The sequence below is a fragment of the Actinoplanes sp. NPDC089786 genome (assembly GCF_040684855.1).
GTDB lineage: Bacteria > Actinomycetota > Actinomycetes > Mycobacteriales > Micromonosporaceae > Actinoplanes.
On sequence record NZ_JBFBGU010000015.1, the window covers coordinates 157,837 to 179,382 of the forward strand.

Sequence of the window (21,546 nt, forward strand, 5' to 3'; positions counted from 1 at the left end):
ACTGGTACGTTAGTTATTGACCTCGACACATGCCGATGTCAAGACCGTCATCGGTCAGCGGACCGGAAGCGTCAGCCCGTCCTCGGCGATGTCCTCACCGATCGCCGGGTTCGTGTTGTTGAGATGGCCGTAGCGGAACCGGGTGCCCGGGTGCCGGGCATGGTGCTTCCGCGTCACCTCGATGGGCAGGTGACCCATCGAGGCCGCGCTGCCGAGCCGACCGGTCGTGCGGGTCAGTTCGTCGTCATGACCGAAGGTGCCGTCCAGGAGCGCCTCGTCGGCGCCGGCCAGGAACTCGTCGAACTCCCCGGTCCAGGCCGGCAGGCACGTGGCGTAGACGAACGACGAGCCGGTCCGCGTGTCGGTCAGGCGGAGAGCCGACATCCAGTCCACCCCGGGCCGGCCGTCGGCGTAGCGCGGGCGTTTGGAACCGACCGTGAGACGCCGCACGGTCAATCCGCCGTCCAGGGTCGGCTCGATCGGCCGAAAATCGGTCCTGGTGTAGGCGGCCAGCATGCACCGCATCGGTTCCAGCGCGGCGCGTACCGGCTCGGTCGCGTACACGGTGAGCTCGGCCGTCTCCCGCAGGCTCATCAGGCCGAGGGTGTGGTCCAGCTCGGCCGTGGTCAGCAGCACACCGCGCAGCGGGGTCTGGCGCGGGCCGGGTCCGGGGGTCAGCTCGGGTGCGGCGAGGATCTGGGTACGGATGTCCGGCGACGCGTTCAGCAGGTACCAGGCTGCTCCGTCGCCGCTGACCGCCACCGAGTCCTGGCTCCGCGGCCGGCCGGATCGGCGCGCGGTCGTGCAGACCGGGCAGGCGCAGTTCCACTGCGGGCAGCCGCCACCGGCCGCGCTGCCGAGAATCCGTACCTTCACCGATACCACCGCGGTACGGCCGGTGGCCGCGGGTCGGAGCCGGCGGTCCGGATCACCGCGGCGAGGTCGCGGTGCCGTGGGGACAGCGAGCACGCCGGGTCGGTGGCGGCCGGATCGCCGGTCAGGGCGAATGCCTGGCAGCGGCATCCGCCGTGGTCGAGTTCACGCAGCGCGCAGTCGCGGCAGGGCGCGGCCATCCAGTGGGTGCCGCGGAACCGGTTGAACAGCTCCGACCGTCGCCAGATGTCGGCCATCGGCTGCTCGCGCAGCTGCGGCGCCGCCGGACCGGGCAGTTGCTGGGCGGCCAGGCACGGCAGCATCGCGCCGGTCGGCGTGATGGAGAACTGCCGGGCGCCCCACCCGTTCATGCACGGTTTCGCCCGGCCGGTGTGGTAGTCCGGCTCCACGTACACGATCTCGGTCTGTTCGCCGTAGCGGGCGTGCACCTCCGCGGCGGCCTCGCCGGCCCGCTCGATCTGCTCGGATGTCGGCATCAACGCGGCCCGGTTGACCAGACCCCAGCCGTAGAACTGGGTGTGCGCCAGTTCGAGCCGGTCCGCTCCCAGGCCGACCGCGAAGTCGGCGATCGGGCCGAGACGGTCGACGTTCCCAGCGTGCAGCACGACGTTCACCGTCAGCGGCAGGCCCGCGCCACGGACGACGGCGGCGGCGCGGATCTTCCTCTCATGTGCGCGGACTCCGGCGACCGCGTCCGCCTGGGCCGCGACCGAGTCCTGGATGGAGAGCTGGACGTGGTCGACGCCGGTCAGGCGCGCCGTGGTCAGCCCCGAGCCGCTGGTGATCAGATTGGTGTACATGCCCAGCCGCTGCGCCTGCACGGCCAGCTCGCTCAGGTCGCGGCGCAGCAGCGGCTCGCCCCCGGAGAAGTGCACCTGCAGGACGCCCAGATCGCGGGCCTGCTCCAGCGCGTCGCACCACTCGGTGTTGGTCAGCTCCTGGTCCTGCGGTGCGATCTGCACCGGGTTCGAGCAGTAGGTGCAGCGCAGGGGGCAGCGGTAGGTCAGCTCGGCGACCATGCCGTCGGCGAGACCGCCGTCCGGATCGGGACGCCCAGCCGCGTCGGAGCATCGGGCCGGCGTTCCTCCGTCGGTCAGCAACCGGCGTCCGACCAGGTCGCCGACCAGCTCCGCCACGTCCGACAGGACCACGTCGTCGTAGTCACGGGCCAGCATCTCGGCCACCGCCGGCAGATCGCGGTCGCCGTCGCAGGCGCGCACCACGTCGGCCGCCGGTCCGTCCAGCACCAGGCTGCCCTCCGGGTAGAGCAGCGCGTCGGCGTCGCGGACGGGATCGTGGACCAGCCGGACACCGTTCACGAGGCCCGGTCTCACGCCACCCCGCCCTGATAGTCGATGGCATCCAGCATCGCGCCGAGCACATCGCACTTGAAGGCGAGCGCGCGAACGGCGGCTTCCTGCTGGTCGGCGGTCGCACAGTGGGTCAGCACCAGGTCGAGGGTGTAGCTCGCGTCGTCGCGTACGACCGGGATCCGCTTCTCGAAGTAGGCGTAGCCGTCGGGTTTGATCCAGTCGTAGTGGGTGCGCCAAGCGAGCACCCGCTCGGTCATGAGGTCGGGCGAGAACAACTCGGTCAGGGCGGCGGCCGCCGCTTCGGTCCAGGGCCGGGTCTGGCAGAAGTGCAGATAGCCGTCGACCGCGAACCGGGTTCCCCGGGCGACGTGCCGCTCGCCGGTCAGCTCGCCGCGGTCGAGCCCGACAGCGTCGGCCAGCACCAGCCAGTCGGTCAGACCGCCATCGCCATCGACGAGGCCGTCGTGGAAGACGATCCGCCGCAACCACCGCCGGCGCACTTCGGGCAACGGGCAGCCGGCGATCACCGCGGCGTTCTTCCGCGCCAGGATCTTCTGGTAGTACCAGCGGTTGGCCACCCACGACCGCACCTCGGCCGGCGTACACCGTCCGGCGTGCAGCCGCAGGTGGAACGGGTGCCGGTCCCAGTAGCGGACCGACAGCCCGCGCAGGGCCGCGGCGAACTCGTCGCGGGTCAGCGCCGCTTGCGCCACGGCTCGCCGACCCCGGCGTAGGCGGAGATCTCGGCGCGCGACTCGAGGCACTCGATCTGCGGCTTGGTCCAGGTCTTCTTCTTCATCAACCCTCCGATCACGGTCCGCCAGGCGGACCACTTGCACCACTGTGAGGTCCGGCCCAATATAAAGACCGGATTTCGGGTGGCGCAAGGGGCCGCCGTATCGAGGAGGTCTTCCATGGAGGTTCCCCGCCGGAACGTTCTGAAGGGCGCGCTCGCGGCGACCGCCGCGGCCCCGCTCAGCCGGATTCCCGCGCCCCCGAAGCTCGCGCCGGCGTCCTGCGCCACGCCCGGTGGTCGCGACTTTCCCCAGGTTGGCGGCAACTACGGCAATCAGAACTACTCGGCGCTCTCCCGGATCGACCAGGCGAACGTCCGACGGCTGGGCGGCGCGTGGGTCAACCGGATCGAGGGCGGCCTCACCACCGGCACGAATCAGAGCACCGCGGTCGCCGTCGACGGGGTGCTCTTCATCGAGTCGGCGCTGGGCAACGTCCACGCGGTCGACGGCCGCACCGGCGTCACCACATGGACCTACACCCAGACGCGCGGCCCGCTCACCCGCCGCGGGGTCGCGGTCGGCGCCGGCAAGGTCTTCACCCACGGCAAAGGGAACTGGATCATCGCCCTGGACCAGGGCACCGGTGCCGTGCTGTGGGAACGGCAGATCAACGGCTACGGCAACATGGAGAAGGTCGCCGTCACGTATCACGACAACCTGCTGCACGTCGGCACGCACGACGGCGACCGCGCCGCCGCACTGGCGCTGAGCGCGGCCGACGGCTCGGTCGTGTGGCACTTCTGGGGCGCCCCCGGCCCGGGCGAACTCGGACACGACACCTGGGAAGGCGACTCGTGGCAGACCGGCGGGGCGACGCCGTGGATGCACCCGGCCCTGGACCCGGAGCTCGGACTCGTCTACTGGACCTTCGGCAACGCCCGCGGCAGCAACTCGTCGCAGGACGGCTCCGGACGCGGCGGGCAGAACCTGTTCTCCAGCTCCATCGTGGCCATGGAGATCAGGACGGGGAGGTATCGCTGGCACTTCCAGTCGATCCACCACGGCATCTGGGACATGGACAACGTCATGGCGCCGGTCCTGGCCGACGTCCGCATCCGCGGCCGGCTGCGCAAGGTCGTCGTGTACGGCAGCAAGTCCGGCATGTACTTCATCCTCGACCGCGTCGACGGCTCGGCGCCGCTGGGCATCGACGAGGTGCCGGTGCCCCAGGACCCTCGCCAGAAGACCTGGCCCACGCAGCCGTTCCCCCGTCAAGGTGGCTGGACCGAGAACCGGGTGGTGGACCAGCCGCTCGGCACCTCCGTACCGGGCGACCCCAACCGGGCCGTGCCCAACTATGTCCAGGCGGGCATCTACACCCCGCACTGGGATGTGCCGGTGCTGTCGATCCCGGGCCATGGCGGAGGGGCATGCTGGAACGCGCACTCGTTCAGCCACCGCACCGGGCTGGTCTACACCGGCTTCGGGTACGTGGCCGCCGCGCACTCGCTCACCGAGTCCAGCAACGGGCTCCGGCCGCCGGGCGAGTACCAGACCGGCGGCGTCGTGGCGGTCGACCCCAGCACGAACCTGGTCCGCTGGAAGCGCCGGCTGCCGTACTCGATGGCGCACGGCAACGGTGTCCTGAGCACCGCCGGGAACGTCATCTACATCGGGCAGCCGGACGGGAACCTGCTCGCCCTGGACGCCGCCAGCGGACGTGAGCTCTGGCGCTGGCAGTGCGGCGCCGCGATCAGCAGCAGCCCCATCATGTACGAGGTCGACGGCGAGCAGTATCTGGCCGTCTACGCCGGCGGCACCGGCATCCCCTACGGCGACTCCGCGCCCCGGGGCGACTTCCTCTGGGCGTTCAAACTCGGCGGCACGGTCGCCCCGGCGCCCGCCCCGACGCCGCCCACCGTGCGCCGGCCGGTGTCCGGCGCCGCCGTCGAGGGCAGCGCCGTCAACAACACCGTGGTGCTCGCCCGCACCTACGACCGGGCCACCGGCACCGTCGGCGGCACCGAGTCGACCGCCGTCAACGGGATGGCGCCGACCTGGCTGCGGATCCCGGCCGGCACCACCGTCACGTTCGTCAATCCGCCGGACAACGTGCACGAGCATGGCGCCACACAGTTCTTCGAAGGGCTCTTCGACGTACGACTGCAGCCGGGCGAGTCCTTCTCCTACACCTTCCACCGGCGCGGTGAGTACTTCTACAACGACTGCTACAGCCCCCGTCCGACCGGGAAGGTCGAGGTTTACTGATCCCGGTCAGGTGACGACGATCTTGCCGGTGTTCTGCGGGTAGATGGCGTCGTTGTAGAAGTAGGTTCCGGGCTTGCCGAAGGTGTGCGACCAGCTCCGGCCCGGCATCAGCACGCCGGTGTCGAACTCGTCGTCGAAGAACGACACCGCCGCGTGCGCGGAGGCGTTGCCGGCCGGGTTGACGAACGTGACCGTCGTCCCGGCCGGGATCGTCAGGTGTTGGGGCGACATCGCGTTCTGGGCGACCGTGTTCTCGGTCGCGCCGGGAGCGCCCTTGGCCGCGTCCCAGACCCGGCCGATCGTCACGGTGTTGTTCGCCGCCGTACCGGTGACCGGCGCGCTGCGTACGTCGTTGCGTTTCGAGGGCGGGACCGGCGCGGGGGCCGGCGCCACCGTGCCGCCCAGCTTGAACGCCCACAGGTGGTCGCCCTTGGGGATGTCCGGGTACGGCAGGCCGTTGCCTCCGGCGAACACGGCGATGTACTGCTCACCTCCGATCTCGTACGAGATCGGGCTGGTGTGCACGCCGGCGCCGGTCTGGAAGCTCCAGAGGCCCTCGCCGTTCGTGTCGTCCATGGCGTGCAGGACTCCGTCGGGGCCGCCCTGGAACATCACGCGGCCCGCGGTGGTGAGGATGCCGTTGCCGTGGGCGAGCGACCACTCGCCATCCTTGGTCCAGACCGGGGTGTTCGTGACCGGGTCGACCGCGGCGATGCCGCCGGCGAAGTACTCCCCCAGCGGCCGGGACGTGTTGACCCGGCCGTCGCGGGCGTTGGAGAACCCGGAGTTGATCAGGCCGTACCCCACGTAGATCCAGCCGGTGTGCGGGTTGAACGACAGATGTGACCAGTCGGCGCCGCCACCCGCCCCGGGGAAGATGATCACCGGCCGGTCCCAGTGCGGTGTGTAGAGCCCGCCGGTCTCGTAGAACGGCACCGGCCGGGTCGCCTTGTCGATGCGCGGCTCCTGCGGCACGAACGGTTCCCCGCCGGGGAACGGCTGCGTGGCCGCGGTCTTCTGGCGTACCTCCTGCGGCACCGGCCGCTCCGTCATGCCGTGCACCGCCTCACCGGTGCGGCGGTCGAGGATGTGGTACATGCCGACCTTGCTGCCGTAGACGACGACCTTGCGCGGCTTGCCGCCGATCCGCAGATCGACCAGTACCGGGGCCATGACGTTGTCCATGTCCCAGATGTCGTGGTGCACGGACTGGAAGTGCCAGCGCCGCCGGCCGGTCTTCGCGTCCAGGGCGACGATCGAGTTGGCGAACAGGTTGTCTCCGCCGCGCGACGAGCCGTCGGTGCGCGGGTACGGACCGCTGAACGTCCAGTAGACCAGGCCGAGCTCGGGGTCGATGGCGGGATGGATCCATGGCACCGCACCGCCGGTCCTCCACGATTCACCCTCCCAGGTGTCGTGCCCGAACTCGCCCGGGCCCGGCGCCGACCAGAAGGTCCAGGCGATCTCGCCGGTCGCGGCTCTCAGCGCGTACGCCCGGCCACGGGCGCCGCCGGTGCTGCCCTGCATGCCGACGTAGAGGAGCCCGTCGAAGTAGACGACGGCGCCGGCGAGCGTGCCGGCCAGTCCTCCGCACTGCCCGTTGGCCGGATCGCAGCCGCTGTCGGAGCCGCCCTCGTCCGCGGTGATCAGGGCTTTCTGCCAGACCACGGCGCCGGTGCGCTGGTCCAGGGCGTACACGACGTTGGAACCGGAACTGGAGAAGACCTTGCCCTCGCCCAACGCCACGCCGCGCATGTTGGTGCTCTTGTCGCCGAGGTTGGTCCGCCATTTGACGGCCCCGGTGCGGCCGTCGACGGCGAACACGTTCTGCTGGGTCGTCTGCACGTAGAGGATGCCGTCCTGGACCACCGCGGTGCTCTGCTGCGCGCTGCTGGTGCTCCCGCCCTCGAGGTTGGTGTGCCACGCTCCGCCGAGGCGATGGACGGTTCGCCTGGTGATCCGGCCCAGGTTCGAGTGGTTGGTGTTACCCAGGTCGCCACCGACCTTGGGGAAGTTCCGGCCCGGCCGCCCGAAGGCTTGCGGCTGTGCGGGCATGGCCGGAGTCGCCTCGGCGGGCGTACCCGTCAGAGCTGTCGCCCCGACCGCACCGGCCGCGCCCGCCAGGAATTTACGTCTCTCCACTGCGGTCTCTCATTCTCTCGGCGGCTCAGACGCAGAACGCTCACGGCGGCTCAGACGTATAACGCTCACGGCGGCTCAGACGCAGAACGGGAGCTTGCCCATGGCGGACAGGATCCCGTTGACGATGTGCTTCTTGAAGAAGGCCTGTCCGACGAAGCCGGAGCCGTCGGTCCAGGCGGCGGAGTCGTGGCCGAGGGCGGTCACCCAGGAACGGCCGCCGTCGTAGTACTGGCACCACGAGATGGGATGGAATCGCCCATGGCCGGGATGGGTGCTCGACCTGGTGGCGAGGGTCGACTCGTCGACGCCGAGCAGGAACTTGACCCGCTCGGGGAAGGGCATCCAGTTGTACCACTCGTCCTTGAACTGCCACCGCTGCGGCAGTCCCTCGGTGGACGAGTCCTTGGCGTAGGTGACCACGGTGCCCTCCTGATTGGCGCCGTGGTCGTAGTACTGGGTTCCGCCGCACAGGCCCTCGTAGTACGGCCAGTTGTACTCGGTGCCACCGATGGCGTTGTGAATGCCGACAAAGCCACCGCCGGCCCGCATGTACTGCCGCAGAGCGGTCTTGGCGGCGTCGAGGTGGGCGCCGGTCGTCGTGTTCACCGCGGCGGCCGGCAGCACCGCGGTGCCGTGCTTCCACAACGTGTCGCGGCTGGTGCTGCCGAAGACGACCGCCTTGTAGGTGCTGCCGATCCCCGGCATCTGGGTGACGTCCTCGGTCCAGTCCACCTGGACACCGACCTCGCCCATCCAGGTGATGACGGCGTTCTGCAGGACATGGGCGGCGGTCAGCGCCGGGTTCAGACCGGCCGGCAGCGCCGGGCCGAGGTGGGCGTGGCGCGGACCCGCGGTCCGCGTGTAGAGCAGGATGCGGTCCTGCCGGTCGGCCACCCACGGGTGGTACGACGCCGGAACCTGGCCCCGCACGACGTTGTAGTAGGGGTCGAAGTACTCGTCCAGACCGCGCGGGACTCGGCTGGTGATCGGTTGTTTGGTCCTCGGTTCGGTGCCGCCGCCGTGCCCGGGGCCGGCCGCCGCCGGTTGGCCCCCGGCCGTCGCCGCTGCCGCGGTCGCCGCTGCCGTGACCGCTGCCCCTCGCAGGACCGCCCGCCGTGGAAATTCGGTCATCTTTCACCTCTTGAGGTCCACTGGACGGACCATACGGTCCGCTGTAAGGTCCGGCTCAATATAAAGACGACGTTTCGTGCCGCACAACCAGAGGTTTCCCGAAATTCTGATCCACCCTGCGGTCCCTATGGACCACAGCTCGGACCGGCGGCTAATGTCACGCCATGAGCGATGCGGCGGCGGCCGACTGGTGGGGCACCGCGGTGTCCCGCATCGAGCCCGATCATGTCGAACTGCGCGGGATCCCGGTTCAGGAGCTGATCGGCACCATCGGGTTCGGTTCGATGATCTGGTTGATGCTGCGTGGCGAACGACCCAGCGACGCGCAGGCGAGCCTGCTCGAGGCGGCCCTGGTCGCCGGCGTGGACCACGGCCCGCACGCCCCTTCCATCGCGGTCGCGAGGATGGCCGCCACCTGCGGCGTCGGCCTGAACAACGCGATGGCCAGCGCGATCAACACGCTCGGCGACTCACACGGCGGCGCCGGGCAGGAGTGCGTGACGCTGCTCGACGAGATCTGCGAGCGGGTGACGGCCGGAACGGCGTTGCCACAGGCAGCCGAGGACGTCATCGGCGCGTGGCGGACCCGGGGCATCAAGTACCTTCCCGGCTTCGGGCATCGTTTCCACACCCACGACCCTCGTCGCGATCCATTACTGGACCTGGTCGAGAAGGCGGCCGCGGCGGGGGTGGTGGGCGGCGCTCACCGGCAAGCCGCCCTGGCGGTCGAGGCCGTGCTGAATCGCGGTCGCATCAAGCCCGTACCGATGAACATCGACGGCGCCACCGCCGTCGTCTATGCCGAACTGGGATTCCCGGCACCGCTGGCCCGCGGGTTGTTCGTCCTCAGCCGCAGCGTCGGCATCCTCGCTCACGCCTGGGAGGAGACCGGCCAGGGCCGCCGCAACAAGGGACCGATCCCGCCGTCCATCCGCCCGACCTACCTGGGCTGAGGGTTCAATGCTGGGCCGGTAATGAACTATCTAGTACGTCCTTAGGTCGAGGAGGACATCCATGACCGGATTCCAGCTCTCCGTCGGCACGACATGTCTCTCCGGCACCCTCGAGGACAAACTCGCCGCCGCGGCGGCCGCACGGTTCCACGGCATCACCCTCGCCGGCAGCGATCTCGCCACCACATCCTGGTCGCCGCACCGCATCCGCGGCGAATGCGCCCGGCGTGGACTCACCGTCGACGCCTACCAGGCCCTGCCCGACGTCGAGGCGGTGGCGCCGGACACCTTCGCCGCCAACCTGCGGCGGGCCGAACGTACCTTCGACGTCCTCGAGCAGATCGGCGTGCGGACGGTCGTCGTCTGCTCCTCGATGTCGGCCGAGGCCGTGGACGACGACGATCTCGCCGCCGAACAGCTGAGCGTGCTGGCCACCCGCGCCGAGACCCGCGGGCTGCGCCTCGCCTACGAGGCTCTCGCCTGGGGCCGCTTCGTCAACACCGTCCCGCACGCCTGGCGGATCGTCCGCCGGGCCGGCCACGCCGCACTCGGCCTGTGCCTGGACAGCTTCCACGTCCTGTCGCGCGGCGAGGCGCCGGCCGGCATCCGGGTGATCCCCGGCGACAAGATCTTCCAGCTCGAGCTCGCCGACGCGGCCACCTCCACCATGGACGTGGCCGAACGGAGCCGGCATCAGCGCCTCTTCCCCGGACTGGGGTCGTTCGATCTGACCGCCTTCGTCGGGCATGTTCTCAGTACCGGATACGCCGGCCCCCTGGTGCTCGAGGTCTCGGACGACGTCTATCGGCAAGCCGATCCACGTCACGCCGCCATCAACGGCATGCGGTCGCTGCTCAGCCTGCGGGAGGCGGTCGCCGTGGCGGCCGCTCCCCCGGTCCGGGACAAGCTCCGGGTGCACGGTCTGCCACCCGCGCCCGGCGTCAGCGGCATCGTCTTCACCGAACTCGCGGTCGACACCGTCTCAGGCCCGGTGCTGGAACGCGCTCTGACGGCACTCGGCTTCCGGCACGCCGGCCAGCACCGCTCCAAGCCGGTGCAACTGTGGCAACAGGACAAGGCCCGCGTACTGCTGAACTTCGCCGCCGAACGTACGGTCACCCCCGGCACGGCCACGGTCTGCGCGCTGGCCGTCGAGAGCACGGATCCGCTGCGGTCCACCCAACGGGCCGAACGACTGCTCTCGCCCGTACTCCCGCGCCTGCGCGAGCCGGCCGAGGCGGATCTGGCCTCGATCGCGGCACCCGACGGCACCTCGGTCTTTCTGGTACGCACCGGCGCCGATGCCGGCAACTGGTTGCAGGACTTCGAACCCCGCGACGAGCCTGTTTCCGACGCCGGCCACATCACGGGTACGGACCACATCTCCCTCACCGGCTCGGTCGACGATTTCGACGAGGCCGCCCTCTTCTACGAAGCGGTGCTGGGCCTGCAGGCGGGTGTGAGCTCCGAGGTGGCAGCACCGTTCGGGATGATCCGCTCCCGGGCGGTCGGCGATGCGGGCCGCCACGTGCGGATCTCGCTCAACACCGCGCCGCTCCGCCGAGGCGACTGGGCGCCGGTGATCCCGAACCCCCAGCACGTCGCCTTCCGCACCATGGACGCCATAGCCAGCGCTCGCTCGATGCGTGCGCGCGGCGCGCCCTTGCTCAAGATCCCGGACAACTACTACAGCGACCTCGACGCCCGTCTCGCCCTGCCGCCCGAGCTGCTGGCCGAGCTGCGCGCCAACTCGATCCTGTACGACTGTGACGACACCGGCGCCTACCTGCACTTCTACACCGAGATGCTCGGTCACCGCGTCTTCTTCGCGGTGGTGCAGCGCGTCGATCGGTACGACGGGTACGGCGGGCCGGTCAGCGCCCCGGTCCGGATGGCCGCCCACCGCGAACGCCGCCTGCTCAGCCTCCGGCACCCCTCACCCACCGCCCCGGACCAGCAACCCGACTTCTCGCTCGCCCATCTGACCGCGCTCAGCCTCTCCCCACCCGAGCTCGTCGACGCCGCCGCCGAGGCCGGATACCGATACGTCGGCCTGCGGCTGACCCGAGTCACCCCGCAGGAACCGCACTACCCCCTCGCGACCGACCCCGCCCTGATGCGTACGACCAAGGTCCGGCTCGCCGCGACCGGCGTCGAGGTCCTCGACATCGAACTGGCCCGGATCAGCCCCGACGAGGACCCACGTGACTTCCAGCGGTTCCTCGAGGCGGGGGCCGAGCTGGGGGCACGCCACGTCATCGCGCAGCTGCCCGATCCCGATCGCGCCCGCAAGACCGATCGGTTCGCGCTGCTGTGCGAGATGGCCCGGCCGCTCGGGCTCACGGTCGACCTCGAATTCCCGTCCTGGACCGAGACCCCCGACCTGAACTCGGCCGTCCGGGTGCTCCGCGGCGCCGGCGCGTCCAACGCGGGCATCCTGGTCGACCTGTTGCACTTCGCCCGCTCCGGGTCGAGCGTCGCCGACCTTCGCGAGCTGCCGGCGGAGTGGTTCCACTTCGTACACCTCTGCGACGCACCGCCCGCCGTGCCGGACACCAACGAGGGTCTCATCCACACCGCCCGGTTCGAACGGCTCTTTCCCGGCGAGGGCGGCATCGACATCCACGGCATCCTCGGCGCGCTGCCGCCCGGCCTGCCGTACGCGCTGGAAATCCCGAAGGCGCGCCTGGTCGCCCAGGTCGGCGGCAAGGAACACGCACGTCTCGCCATCGCCGCTTCGCGCGCCCACCTCGCGAACCGAAAGGCCATCTCATGACCGCCATCGACCGCCGCAGTCTGCTGCAAGGCACCGCCGCGCTCGCGACGACCGCCGCCCTCCTGCCGCAGACCGCCGCGTCGGCATCGCCGCCTCGATCCCTGGACGACCGCCCGTTCCCCGCCTACGACTACGCCCGCGCCAACAAGCTGCCCCGCGAGATGACCGGGTACTGGACCAGGACGTTCGACATCGGCGGCACGACCCGGACGGCCAAGGTGTACATCTCGCCGCGGACTCCCATCCGCTCGTACTTCACCGTGATCGCGGTGCCCGACCACACCGGCACCGCCGAGTTCCTGCGGTCCTCGTCCTGGCGGGAGGTCGCCGACCGCCGGGAGGAGGGGCTTTTCCTCCTGGAGCCCGGACCGGACGGGTGGGGCAGCCCCGGCGACGAGGCCGCCTACGTCGAAGCGGCGATGGCCTTCCACCAGAACAACCGCTACTTCTCGATCTTCGGGCTGCACTACCTCGTCGGGTACGGCCGGGGCGCCCCCGCCCTGGAGGCGTGGGCCGTCGCGCATCCGCTCCGCGTCATCGGCCAGGTGTACGTTGACTCCGCCGGCCTGAACGCCGGCTATCTAGCCTCCTACGCCGCGCGGGAGTTCGGTGGCGAGACCGACGGCTACACACCGGTCGACTTCCCGCCCGGCTTCGACCTGATCCGGTACGACGAGACGGTCCTGCCCACCTGCTCGACAGCTGGGCGCGGTACCACCTGCGGGTCGACGGGATCACCCTGAACGACGTGGACACCGTCGCCGGGCGGCGCAGCGGCCACCGGAACCGCTTCCAGACGTGGACCTGGAACGACACCCGCACCGGCCGTCCCATCCTGAAGCTGACCAAGAACCTCTATCGATCGCACAACACGATGGCCGAGGAGTCCCCGATGCTGTGGGACTTCCTCAAGCACTACAGCCGCGAGACCGACACCAACGGCAACGTCACCCGCTACTACAGCGCGAGCGCCTTCCGCCGGCCCGGCGATCGGCAACGTCTCTCCAATTAAGCCGTCTGGCCGTCGCTGAGCGGGGTTCGGCGACCTCGGCGGCGTGCCTCATGCGAGTTGCGCAGCCGTCGGTGTCCCAGCAGATCCGCTCCTTGGAGCGGGAGCTCGGCATGCAGCTTGTTCACCCGTACTCGTCCGGGCGGGTGCCCACCGTCGTCCGTGCGTTTCTGAGAGACGGTCGGGCTGCGATGCATTGGTGAGTCAGCTGGTGGAAGCGGTGCAGATGGGGTTCGTTACACGCCAGCTTCCGGTGCGCTGATTGAGCTTCGCCGTCGTTTCCCGCGGCTGGAGGTGACGGTCTTCGAGGAGCCCCGCTCGGCTGAGCGTGAGCGGTTGCCGCGCGGGCGCATGCGGCGGGTCTGCTCATCTGCGGCTGGCTGCGCGCGGGTTGATGCTGTACTGGTCGGTGGCGGCACGCTGTCGCGGTCACCGAATCGAGGCATCGATGCAGCGGGGAAACATGTTGGGCGGCATGCTCGCACATCGTGGGCAGTGGCCGCTGCGAACGTACCTGGCCGGTTTGATGGGGCTGTTCGTGTTGGCGGGCGTGATCTCGCTTGGCTCCGGTTGGGCCCTTGCCGAGCGAGACGGGATGTCGGCCGCCCGCGCGGACGCGAGGTACGGCGCCCGACAGGCGGCCGACAAGATCGGGGAAAATCTCACGGTCGTCCGGTCGAGTGTCGATGCGGTGGCGTCGAGCCCGGGCGCCGGGCAGGTGTTCGCGGATCCGGCCTCCTGCCGGCTGTCGTTCTCCCTGGGCGGCCCCGACGACGGCCATCTGGATCTGTTGCGCCCGGACGGCACGGTCGCATGCTCGTCGCATCAACTGACGGGTGACGACGCCGCCGTGTACCGGAGGGCGCCATGGCTGCCGGCCGCGACCCGGGCGCAACAGGTGCTGGGCCCGGTGGCGGATGGCCGTACCGGTCGCCCGGCTGTGCTGGTCAGCGCCCCGATACCTGGTCTGGGGGTGGTGGTGGCGTTCGTGGACCTGGTCGGGCTCGGTGCGACGGTCGCAGACCTGTTCGGCGGTACGCGTGGGCTCGAGTTCCTGGTCACGACCGGCGACGGCGGGACCGTTCTGACTCGATGGCCCGATGGCCCGCGGTGGGCCGGCACAGCGGTGCGTGCCAGCCGCTTCGGTGCGCCGGGCGCTGCCGGTGAAGGGGTGGATGTTTCGGGCTTGCGCCGGGTATATGAGCAGGCCGACGTCGCCGGGGCCGGCTGGCATGTGTTCGCCGGCGCGGAGCGGTCGGCGGCACTGACCGCGGGGCACCGGCTGGCGCAACGGCAGGCGGTGATCGCCGCGGTCGGTCTGCTCGCCGGACTACTGGCGACGCTGCTGGTGTATCGGCGTATTACCCGGCCCATCGGGCGGTTGCGCGCGGCGGTACACGTCGCGGCCAGGACCGGTGACCTGGACAGGGCCGTCACCGTTTCCGGGCCGCAAGAGGTCAGCGGCCTCGGAGCGGAGTTCGCCGCCCTGCTCGCCACGGTCGACAGCGAGCTGGGAGAGCGTCGCAAGGCCGAGGAAGTCGCGCGGGAGCACGAGCGCAACTACCGGCAGATGTTCGACGCCAGTCCGTACCCGGTCTATCTGTTCGACGTCGAGACACTGCACATCGTGGCGGTGAATGATGCCGCCGTCCGCTATTTCGGGCACACTCGGGACGAACTACTCAGCATGGCGGTCACCGACCTGTGCCCAGTCGACGACGCCGCGCTTGTGGCGCAGGCAGTATCCACGGCAGCACCGGTGGAACGCGGCCGCCGGCTGCGTCACGTCAAGCATGACGGCACGGTTACCGACGTCGATGTGACCTCACACCTCACCGTCTTCGCCGGGCGCACGGTGCGCTGCGCGATTCTCGACGACATCACCGAGCGGGAGCAGCTGCAACGACGCCTGCGGCAGTCCGAGCGGCTGGAGAGCCTCGGCCAGCTCGCCGGCGGCATCGCTCATGACTTCAACAACCTCCTCGGCATCATCAACGGGTACGCCAGCATGTCCGCCGCGGATGTGGAGGTGATGACCGCCGGTGACCCAGCCTGGAGCCGTCTGCACGCGGACCTTCTGGAGATCGTCGCAGCCGGGGATCGGGCCGCCGGCCTGACCCGGCAGCTGCTGGCATTCGCCCGCGCCGACGCCGTCACCGAGATGCGGGTGCTGGACCTCAACAGCGTCGTCGTGGACGTGGAGAAACTGCTGCGCCGCACCCTCGGCGCGGACATCATCCTGGTCACCCGTCTGACCCCCGAGTCGCGCCCCGTCAAAGCCGACGTCGGCCGGCTGGAGCAGGTGCTGGTAAACCTGGCCGTCAACGCCCGCGACGCCATGCCCGACGGCGGCACGCTGACCATCGACACCGACGCGGTGACGGTGGATGAGCACTACACGGCTCAGCACCCCGGCCTGCGTCCCGGCCGCTACATGCGGCTGCAGGTCAGCGACACGGGCACCGGAATGAGCAAAGCCACGCTGGAACGCGCCTTCGAACCGTTCTTCACCACCAAGCCGACCGGCCAGGGCACCGGACTCGGCTTGGCCACCATCTACGGCATCATCACCCAGGCCGGTGGCCACGCCCAGATCTACTCCGAGCTGGGCCACGGCACGACCGTCGCTACCCTCCTGCCGATCACCACCGACCACGCCGAGACAGCCGAGAAGACGGAACCCGTACCGGTGTCCGGCACCGGGCAGACGATCCTGCTCGTCGAGGACGACGAAGGCCTGCGCGCACTCACCGAACGAATCCTGCACCGCAACGGATACACCGTCCGATCGGCGGCCACAGCCGCTGAGGCCCGCGAACTGGCCGACGCGGGGGACGGTATCAACCTGCTGCTGAGCGACGTGGTGATGCCTGGCACCCACGGGCCGGACCTTGCTCGGGACCTGCGCCTCGACCGGCCGTCCCTACCGGTGGTCTTCATGTCCGGCTATGCCGAGTCCGTCCTCGCCGCGCGAAGCGCCCTTCCCCCCGGGGCGGTGCTGCTGAACAAACCTGTCAGCTCCTATCAGTTGCTCAGCACCATTTCGCGGGTACTCGAGGCGGGCGACCGCATCGCGGCTCCATAACCGTGCCACCATTCGACCCACCGCATGTCCCCTTGGCCAACTCACGCCGCGTTTACCGCCTTGGGACTAGGCCCGCGTGTAGGTGACGTCGAAGTCGTGGATCCACTCGCCGCCCTCGACGAGGTAACAGGAGCTGTCGATCGTCTTGCCGTCTGCCGAGAGCGTGCCTTCGAAGCGCTGATCGAAATCGTCAGGGCCGCTCGCGTGGCGCCACCACTTCCAGACACCGGCCTGGAAGCTCATGTGGAGTACGCGCGAGACCGCACGGGAGTCGAAGTAGTGCGCGGTGAAGTCGCCCTCGGCGTCGTCATCGGCGGACATGATCAGAACCACGCCCTCGGGAAACATCGGGTTCTCGGCGATCGAGCGCTGGAGAATCACCTTCTCGTCCCGGAGCCACTCCAGCGTCATCTCGCCCGCAACCTTTTCCTCGACGTGCCGCGGCGCGTCGACGAGCTGGCTCCAGCGACCGATCAGCGGCTCGAGGTCCTTGATGTCCGGCATGAGGCCGAGCCTACTGGCGCCGTTTTGGCTCCGCAGGCAGGCGCACCGTCGAAGTGCATCCTCTTCTGCCGCGGACCGCGCGTCGGTCGGTGGTGAGCCGTCACGCGGGGTGACGCACGCCGGGAGCCGGCCCGACGCACGACTCGTGCCGATGACAGTGAGGTGCTGCTCTCTTCGCAGCGTTGGTCGTAGTCATTTCTTCGTCGGCAACGTCGCGTCCCATCCCGGCGCGACTACATCCGGTTTGGCTTGCGGAATGCCGCAACGTTCAAGAAGAGTGCGGGCGACCGTGTTGCTGTTCGGCCCCAACGGGGAGTAGGCGATGCACGCGGCGTCGATGTCACGGAGATGACCCAGCAGGCAGGCATCCTTGTCATTCGCGGCTTGGCCTCGAACCGCGGTGACGGAGGGAGCGTTCGGGTCCCAGTCGATGAAGCGGTCGTTGTAGGGGCCGTGATCCTCCATGATCGACGGCGCCCCGTCGGGACGGGGCCCGTCGGGACAGACACCTGGGCCGGCGCGGTAGGCCGTTTTGTTGTCTGCGTCGCTGGTGTGGACGATGAAGAGGTGCTTGACCCCGCCGGGAATGCCGCCGATGTGCGTGGCCAATACCTCAACCTTGGCGGTGCTGCGCGGGAACTCACCGCCGCGCTTGCGCCGGTCGGGCGGATTTTGCCGTCGCCCCGAGAACAGCTGATCGAGCCGGCGCATAGTACCGGGACCGACGTCACCGTATTCGGCGAAGCCGAGGCTTTCATCCTTTTTGAAGTTCTTCACGGCGGTGACGGTCATCGGACCGTGAACGCCGTCCGCGCCCGCCGGCCCAAGGTCGTAGGCCAGATCGAGCAGTGCTTGCTGAACTTTCCGGACCGACTCGTTGGTCATACCGATCGCCAGCCGTCCGCGGTCCTGGTAGCAGGCTTCGAGAAGATCGTCGGCGGCGAACCGCGGCGAGGACAAATGGGTCTCAGGTCCTGCGCCGATCGGGCCCGGACCCGGTGACCCGTCGGCTCGTGCAACGGACAAGGTGCGCTGCACGTCCTCCTCAGGCACAACGTCCGCGCATGGGCAGCCGGCGTTCTGCTCGGCGCCGCAACGCTGCACCGGCAGCGGGGCCTGTCCCTCGCGCGGGGCTGACTCCGGTCCGGGTGCGGCTGTGCCCGCAGGGCTCGCCGCAGGAGCTGACGACGTCGGTCTTTGACGCTGAACCGGGGCCAGAAGCGCGGATACGACCGCCCGGTTTCCCGCGGCGGCTTGCAGCGCGAGCATCTGACGCGCGGAACCCACGCCGCGTGTCGGGGCCAGTCGGCGACCGCCACTGAGTTCTGCGGAAGAGCAATGATGATCAGCAGACGAGACGGCCTCGTGGCGCGTTTCGGCTGAACGGCGGAATGTGGGCTCGGGCTGGGCCAATGACTCGGGCACGGTCAACACGATCCCTTGGTCAGTTGTCGAGCGCTGTGGTCATGGCGAGACTCCTGGCGTTCCAGGTGTGGACCGATTCGTCATTGCCGACCCAGGATCGCCGGACAAGGGCGATTCCGGCAGGTGGCCGAAGAGCCACCTTGACAAGTCGCCTGCTTCCATCCACACGGAAGAGGTGCAAACCGCTGGCGGGACGTCAGAGTCAGTTCTGACGGAGCCACCACGCGACCGCAGCGACGCGGTTGGAGACGCCAACCTTGGGGAAAACCGCTTCCAGGTGCTTACGGACGGTCCGAGGACTGACGCCGAGCCGGCGGGCAACCTGGTCATTGGTGTGCCCGGCGGCCACCAATGCGAGCACTTGATCTTCCCGCTGGGTCAGGGTCAGCCGACGTGGATCAACGTCGACCGGTACGGTGCGGAGTTCAGCCCGAATCTTGCTGACCAACTGCTGATAATCAAACGCCGCGGAAAGTAGGTGGCGTAGCGGGTGCAAAGCCCGGGCTTCCACATCCGAGAAGTCGTGCAGCCTGCGGGTCAGACCGACAATCACCATGTCGTGGTCGGTGATGCGCGGGGCCATCGCCACCAAGTAACGCATCTCAAATCCGGCGTAGATCTCACGGTAGACCGACGTCCGGCGGAAGCGACTGAGCGTCGTCAGGTCGCTGACGCGATAGGGAAGAGGATCACGAGTCGCCACCAGGTTCATTATGTATGGATCATCGACAGCCGACAGCTGCATCCAATCATCGGTCTCAGACGCAGTCAGATCACCAGGCTCCCCCGCCAGAGTTACCACCGGAGTCTCCTCTGGCCAGCCGCGACAAACGTCTATACAAACACAGTCGGCGCCCACAACGCCGCGTAGGCCTTCAGCCAAGTCGGTAACGAACGGCTTCTCGTCCACGATCGAGCGTGCCGCCCGCAATCCCAGTTGCAGTAGTTTCGAGTCGTCCACACTGCCCTCCGAGTCCGCCCACCGACAAAGTATGGGCCCTCAACGACTCATAGGAGCGTCGATGAAGCGACGCCCGGCATAGCGGCCGATAAAGACGGGTGGGCTGTGTGGATCATTATCGGTGGGCACAGATGCGACCGAATGCCGAGCCGGCCTGCGGCGGTAACGGCCGTCCTGGCCCCCGAGCGGGCAATCTCGTGCCGCGATCCGCGCCCAGGTCAGAGCTTTCAGGCTTCATCGTCGTCGAGCTGCGCGCGGCGCCTCGATCGGGCCGTTCACCAGCGAGCAGGCACCGGACTGCCCGCGGCCGCGGGCAGCACCGGCGCCCACCGTCTCAACCTCGAACTCAAGCCATGATCACGAACGACGGCTGCCGTACTGGGCCATGTCTCGTGGATCAGCCAGGGGCTGCGGCGTTGGGTCAGTTGGCGATCATGCTGTATCTGTCGGTGGTCACCTCCCCGACCTTGTCCAGCGTCAGGCCGAACGTCACGGCTCTGGTCCCGGCCGGCACGGCGGGCGTCGTCCAGGTCGCGGTGGTGTATGCCGCCGAGACCGGGAAGTACGGGCTCTGCGTCCAGTAGGCCCAGTTGCCCGCGGCGTCCTGCCGGTACAGGGTCAGGAACGTGGTCGCGGTCGACTTGTACGACAGCGCCAGCGTGTACGTGCTGCCGACGGTCACCAGCGGCGCGCAGTTGGCGCTGTCCCACGACGGGATCAGCTTGGCGTCGCCGTCGGTCCAGGCCGTGAGTTCCAGCTTCTCGGCGTACGTGCCGTCGGCGGCGTCGGTGACCCGCGACCAGACCGGCGTGTTCGTCCCGAATCCCGTACCGGTCCAGCATTGGGGGAAGCCGTCGGCCCCGTCGGTCTCGAGCGACGCGTTCGTCAGCGCGTTGGCCCCCGGCGGCGCCGGACCCACCGCCGTGTCGGCGAACCCGTAGTCATCGGTGGTCAGGGTGCCGACGCTGTCGATGGTGAGGCCGAAGCTCACGGCCAGCGCGTCGGCCGGCGGCGCCGGGGTGATCCAGGTGGCCTGGGTCCACGTGCCGGCCGGCGCCATCCGCGGGCTCTGCGTCCAGTAACTCCACTGTCCGAGCGCGTTGCGCTTGTACATCGTGAAAAAGACCTGGACGTCGGATTTGTACCAGACGCTGGCCTGGTACGTGCGGCCCTGCGCCACGGACGACGAGCACTGGCCCAGATCGAACCGGGGCAGCAGTTTCGCATCCCCGTCGGTCCGGCTGCTCACCGTGATGCGCGAGGCGTAGGTGCCGCTGTGCGCGTCGGTGACCCGGGTCTGGGTGGTCGTGTTGGCGCCGTAGCCGGCGGAGTTGAAGCAGTCCGGCAGGTTCGGGTCGGGCGCATAGGCGGTTTCGAGCGACGCGTTGCGCACCGTGTTGACGCCGGGCGCGCCGGGCGCGGGCGCCGGAACCGCCGCGACGGCCGGCTGGACGGACCCACCGAGCGCCTGTTGCACCGTCTTCACGGTGGTCCGGATGGTTGGCGACGAGCGCGGCCGGAGCCAGTTGAGGAACTGGCCCAAGACGGCCGGGGAGATGGACTCGGCGGGACATCCTGTGCTGCACACGTGGTGCAGGTTCAGTGGCAGCCAGCCGCCGGTGGTCTCGGCCCGGGTGACGAGGTTCTGCAGATTGGCCAGCGTCCAGTTGGACTCGACGTCATCCGGGGTGCGGATCTCGAACCGGTCGGCCGGCGGGATGGTCTCGGTGGCCGGGCAGTCCGAGCAGCTGTACGGCGAGCGCAGGTCGCCCACCGCCCGGGCGCTGTTGTAGCCGCAGTGCTGGGCGATCGTTTTGGTGGTGGCGCTGAACTCGGCGAACGGGTAGGCGAACGAGGTCACGGCGTATCCCCAGGAAAGCAGCACATTGCGGTCCTGACAGATCTGCCGGTCCTGCTCGTCGGCGGACAACGTGGTGAGCGGCTGGTGCGAGACCGTATGGCCGCCGATCTCGTGCCCGTGTGCGGCGACGTCCGCCAACTGCGCCCGAGTCATGTAACCCGGGAGCCCGATGAACGAGGAATTGATGTAGAAGGTTCCGCGCATGCCGTACTGCTGCAATAATTGCTGCGCGGCAAGTTCATCCGCGAATCCGTCGTCGAAGGTGAGCGTCACGGACAATGGCCGCAACGCAGAGGCATGAGCCGCAACAGGTATCGATATAATGAACAGCGCGGCGGTGGACAGCGCCGCCAGTACGGTGAGAAGCCGCAGGCCAAGGGCAGGTTTTGTGCCCTGGCGCGACATCGGCTCGACGGTCACGTGACCTCCTCGGGTGGACATTGAACGGACTATCCCACGATGGCTGCCCGATCATCACTGAACGATT

Annotated in this window: 16 protein-coding genes; 7 read left to right on the plus strand and 9 right to left on the minus strand. The window is 69.2% G+C overall.

Features of this window, described 5'->3' with window-relative positions; translation table 11 throughout:
• Positions 1 to 54: 54 nt before the first annotated feature.
• Genes AB0O15_RS32740 through pqqC form a run of 3 tightly spaced genes read right to left on the minus strand, consistent with a single transcriptional unit; the run spans position 55 to position 2,920 of the window.
• On the minus strand, positions 55 to 876 hold the full coding sequence (locus AB0O15_RS32740; RefSeq protein ID WP_364326539.1) for an MBL fold metallo-hydrolase: 822 nt from the start codon (positions 874 to 876) through the stop codon (positions 55 to 57).
• On the minus strand, positions 873 to 2,228 hold the full coding sequence (gene pqqE, locus AB0O15_RS32745) for a pyrroloquinoline quinone biosynthesis protein PqqE (RefSeq protein ID WP_364326542.1): 1,356 nt from the start codon (positions 2,226 to 2,228) through the stop codon (positions 873 to 875). Before pqqE ends, AB0O15_RS32740 begins: the two co-directional genes overlap by 4 nt.
• Positions 2,225 to 2,920: a pyrroloquinoline-quinone synthase PqqC gene (pqqC, locus tag AB0O15_RS32750; RefSeq protein WP_364326545.1), complete on the minus strand. Its 696-nt coding sequence runs from the start codon at positions 2,918 to 2,920 to the stop codon at positions 2,225 to 2,227. The genes pqqE and pqqC overlap by 4 nt, the downstream gene beginning before the upstream one ends.
• A 201-nt stretch (positions 2,921 to 3,121) precedes the next feature.
• On the opposite strand from pqqC, the gene AB0O15_RS32755 reads away from it, so the two are divergent.
• Positions 3,122 to 5,212, plus strand: coding sequence for a PQQ-binding-like beta-propeller repeat protein (locus tag AB0O15_RS32755; RefSeq protein ID WP_364326548.1), 2,091 nt, complete (start codon positions 3,122 to 3,124; stop codon positions 5,210 to 5,212).
• A gap of 6 nt (positions 5,213 to 5,218) precedes the next feature.
• Here AB0O15_RS32755 and AB0O15_RS32760 read toward each other — a convergent pair whose 3' ends face one another.
• The gene (locus AB0O15_RS32760) at positions 5,219 to 7,354 is read right to left on the minus strand and encodes a PQQ-binding-like beta-propeller repeat protein (protein ID WP_364326551.1); all 2,136 of its coding nucleotides are present in this window, start codon (positions 7,352 to 7,354) and stop codon (positions 5,219 to 5,221) included.
• Positions 7,355 to 7,429: 75 nt separating this feature from the next.
• A complete protein-coding gene (locus tag AB0O15_RS32765) occupies positions 7,430 to 8,485 on the minus strand; it encodes a ThuA domain-containing protein (RefSeq protein ID WP_364326554.1) in 1,056 nt (351 codons plus the stop codon).
• Between the two features lie 164 nt (positions 8,486 to 8,649).
• Between AB0O15_RS32765 and AB0O15_RS32770 the strand changes: the two genes are divergently transcribed.
• The 6 genes from AB0O15_RS32770 (at position 8,650) to AB0O15_RS32795 (ending at position 16,308) form a co-directional block, all read left to right on the plus strand.
• Entirely contained in the window at positions 8,650 to 9,438 is a 789-nt protein-coding gene (locus AB0O15_RS32770; protein ID WP_364326556.1) for a citryl-CoA lyase, read from the plus strand.
• A 61-nt stretch (positions 9,439 to 9,499) separates the two neighbouring features.
• Complete coding sequence (locus AB0O15_RS32775) at positions 9,500 to 12,214, plus strand: TIM barrel protein (protein WP_364326559.1); 2,715 nt, start codon at positions 9,500 to 9,502, stop codon at positions 12,212 to 12,214.
• Positions 12,211 to 12,957 (plus strand): hypothetical protein, encoded by a 747-nt coding sequence (locus tag AB0O15_RS32780; RefSeq protein WP_364326562.1) that lies wholly within the window; start codon positions 12,211 to 12,213, stop codon positions 12,955 to 12,957. The genes AB0O15_RS32775 and AB0O15_RS32780 overlap by 4 nt, the downstream gene beginning before the upstream one ends.
• Positions 12,958 to 12,962: 5 nt before the next feature.
• Positions 12,963 to 13,226: a hypothetical protein gene (locus tag AB0O15_RS32785; RefSeq protein ID WP_364326565.1), complete on the plus strand. Its 264-nt coding sequence runs from the start codon at positions 12,963 to 12,965 to the stop codon at positions 13,224 to 13,226.
• Positions 13,112 to 13,426 carry a LysR family transcriptional regulator gene (locus AB0O15_RS32790; RefSeq protein ID WP_364326568.1) on the plus strand — a complete coding sequence of 105 codons (315 nt, stop codon included), beginning with the start codon at positions 13,112 to 13,114 and terminating at the stop codon, positions 13,424 to 13,426. The genes AB0O15_RS32785 and AB0O15_RS32790 overlap by 115 nt, the downstream gene beginning before the upstream one ends.
• 245 nt (positions 13,427 to 13,671) lie before the next feature.
• Complete coding sequence (locus AB0O15_RS32795; RefSeq protein ID WP_364326570.1) at positions 13,672 to 16,308, plus strand: ATP-binding protein; 2,637 nt, start codon at positions 13,672 to 13,674, stop codon at positions 16,306 to 16,308.
• Positions 16,309 to 16,374: 66 nt separating this feature from the next.
• On the opposite strand, the gene AB0O15_RS32800 is transcribed toward AB0O15_RS32795, so the two are convergent.
• From AB0O15_RS32800 to AB0O15_RS32815, 4 genes are all read right to left on the minus strand, one after another.
• Positions 16,375 to 16,812, minus strand: a complete 438-nt coding sequence (locus AB0O15_RS32800; protein ID WP_364326573.1) for a hypothetical protein — start codon at positions 16,810 to 16,812, stop codon at positions 16,375 to 16,377.
• Between the two features lie 192 nt (positions 16,813 to 17,004).
• Positions 17,005 to 17,850 carry a peptidoglycan-binding domain-containing protein gene (locus AB0O15_RS32805; protein ID WP_364326576.1) on the minus strand — a complete coding sequence of 282 codons (846 nt, stop codon included), beginning with the start codon at positions 17,848 to 17,850 and terminating at the stop codon, positions 17,005 to 17,007.
• 589 nt (positions 17,851 to 18,439) lie between these two features.
• On the minus strand, positions 18,440 to 19,198 hold the full coding sequence (locus AB0O15_RS32810; RefSeq protein WP_364326579.1) for a helix-turn-helix transcriptional regulator: 759 nt from the start codon (positions 19,196 to 19,198) through the stop codon (positions 18,440 to 18,442).
• Between the two features lie 421 nt (positions 19,199 to 19,619).
• Positions 19,620 to 21,479, minus strand: a complete 1,860-nt coding sequence (locus AB0O15_RS32815) for a polysaccharide deacetylase family protein (protein WP_364326582.1) — start codon at positions 21,477 to 21,479, stop codon at positions 19,620 to 19,622.
• Positions 21,480 to 21,546 lie beyond the last annotated feature (67 nt).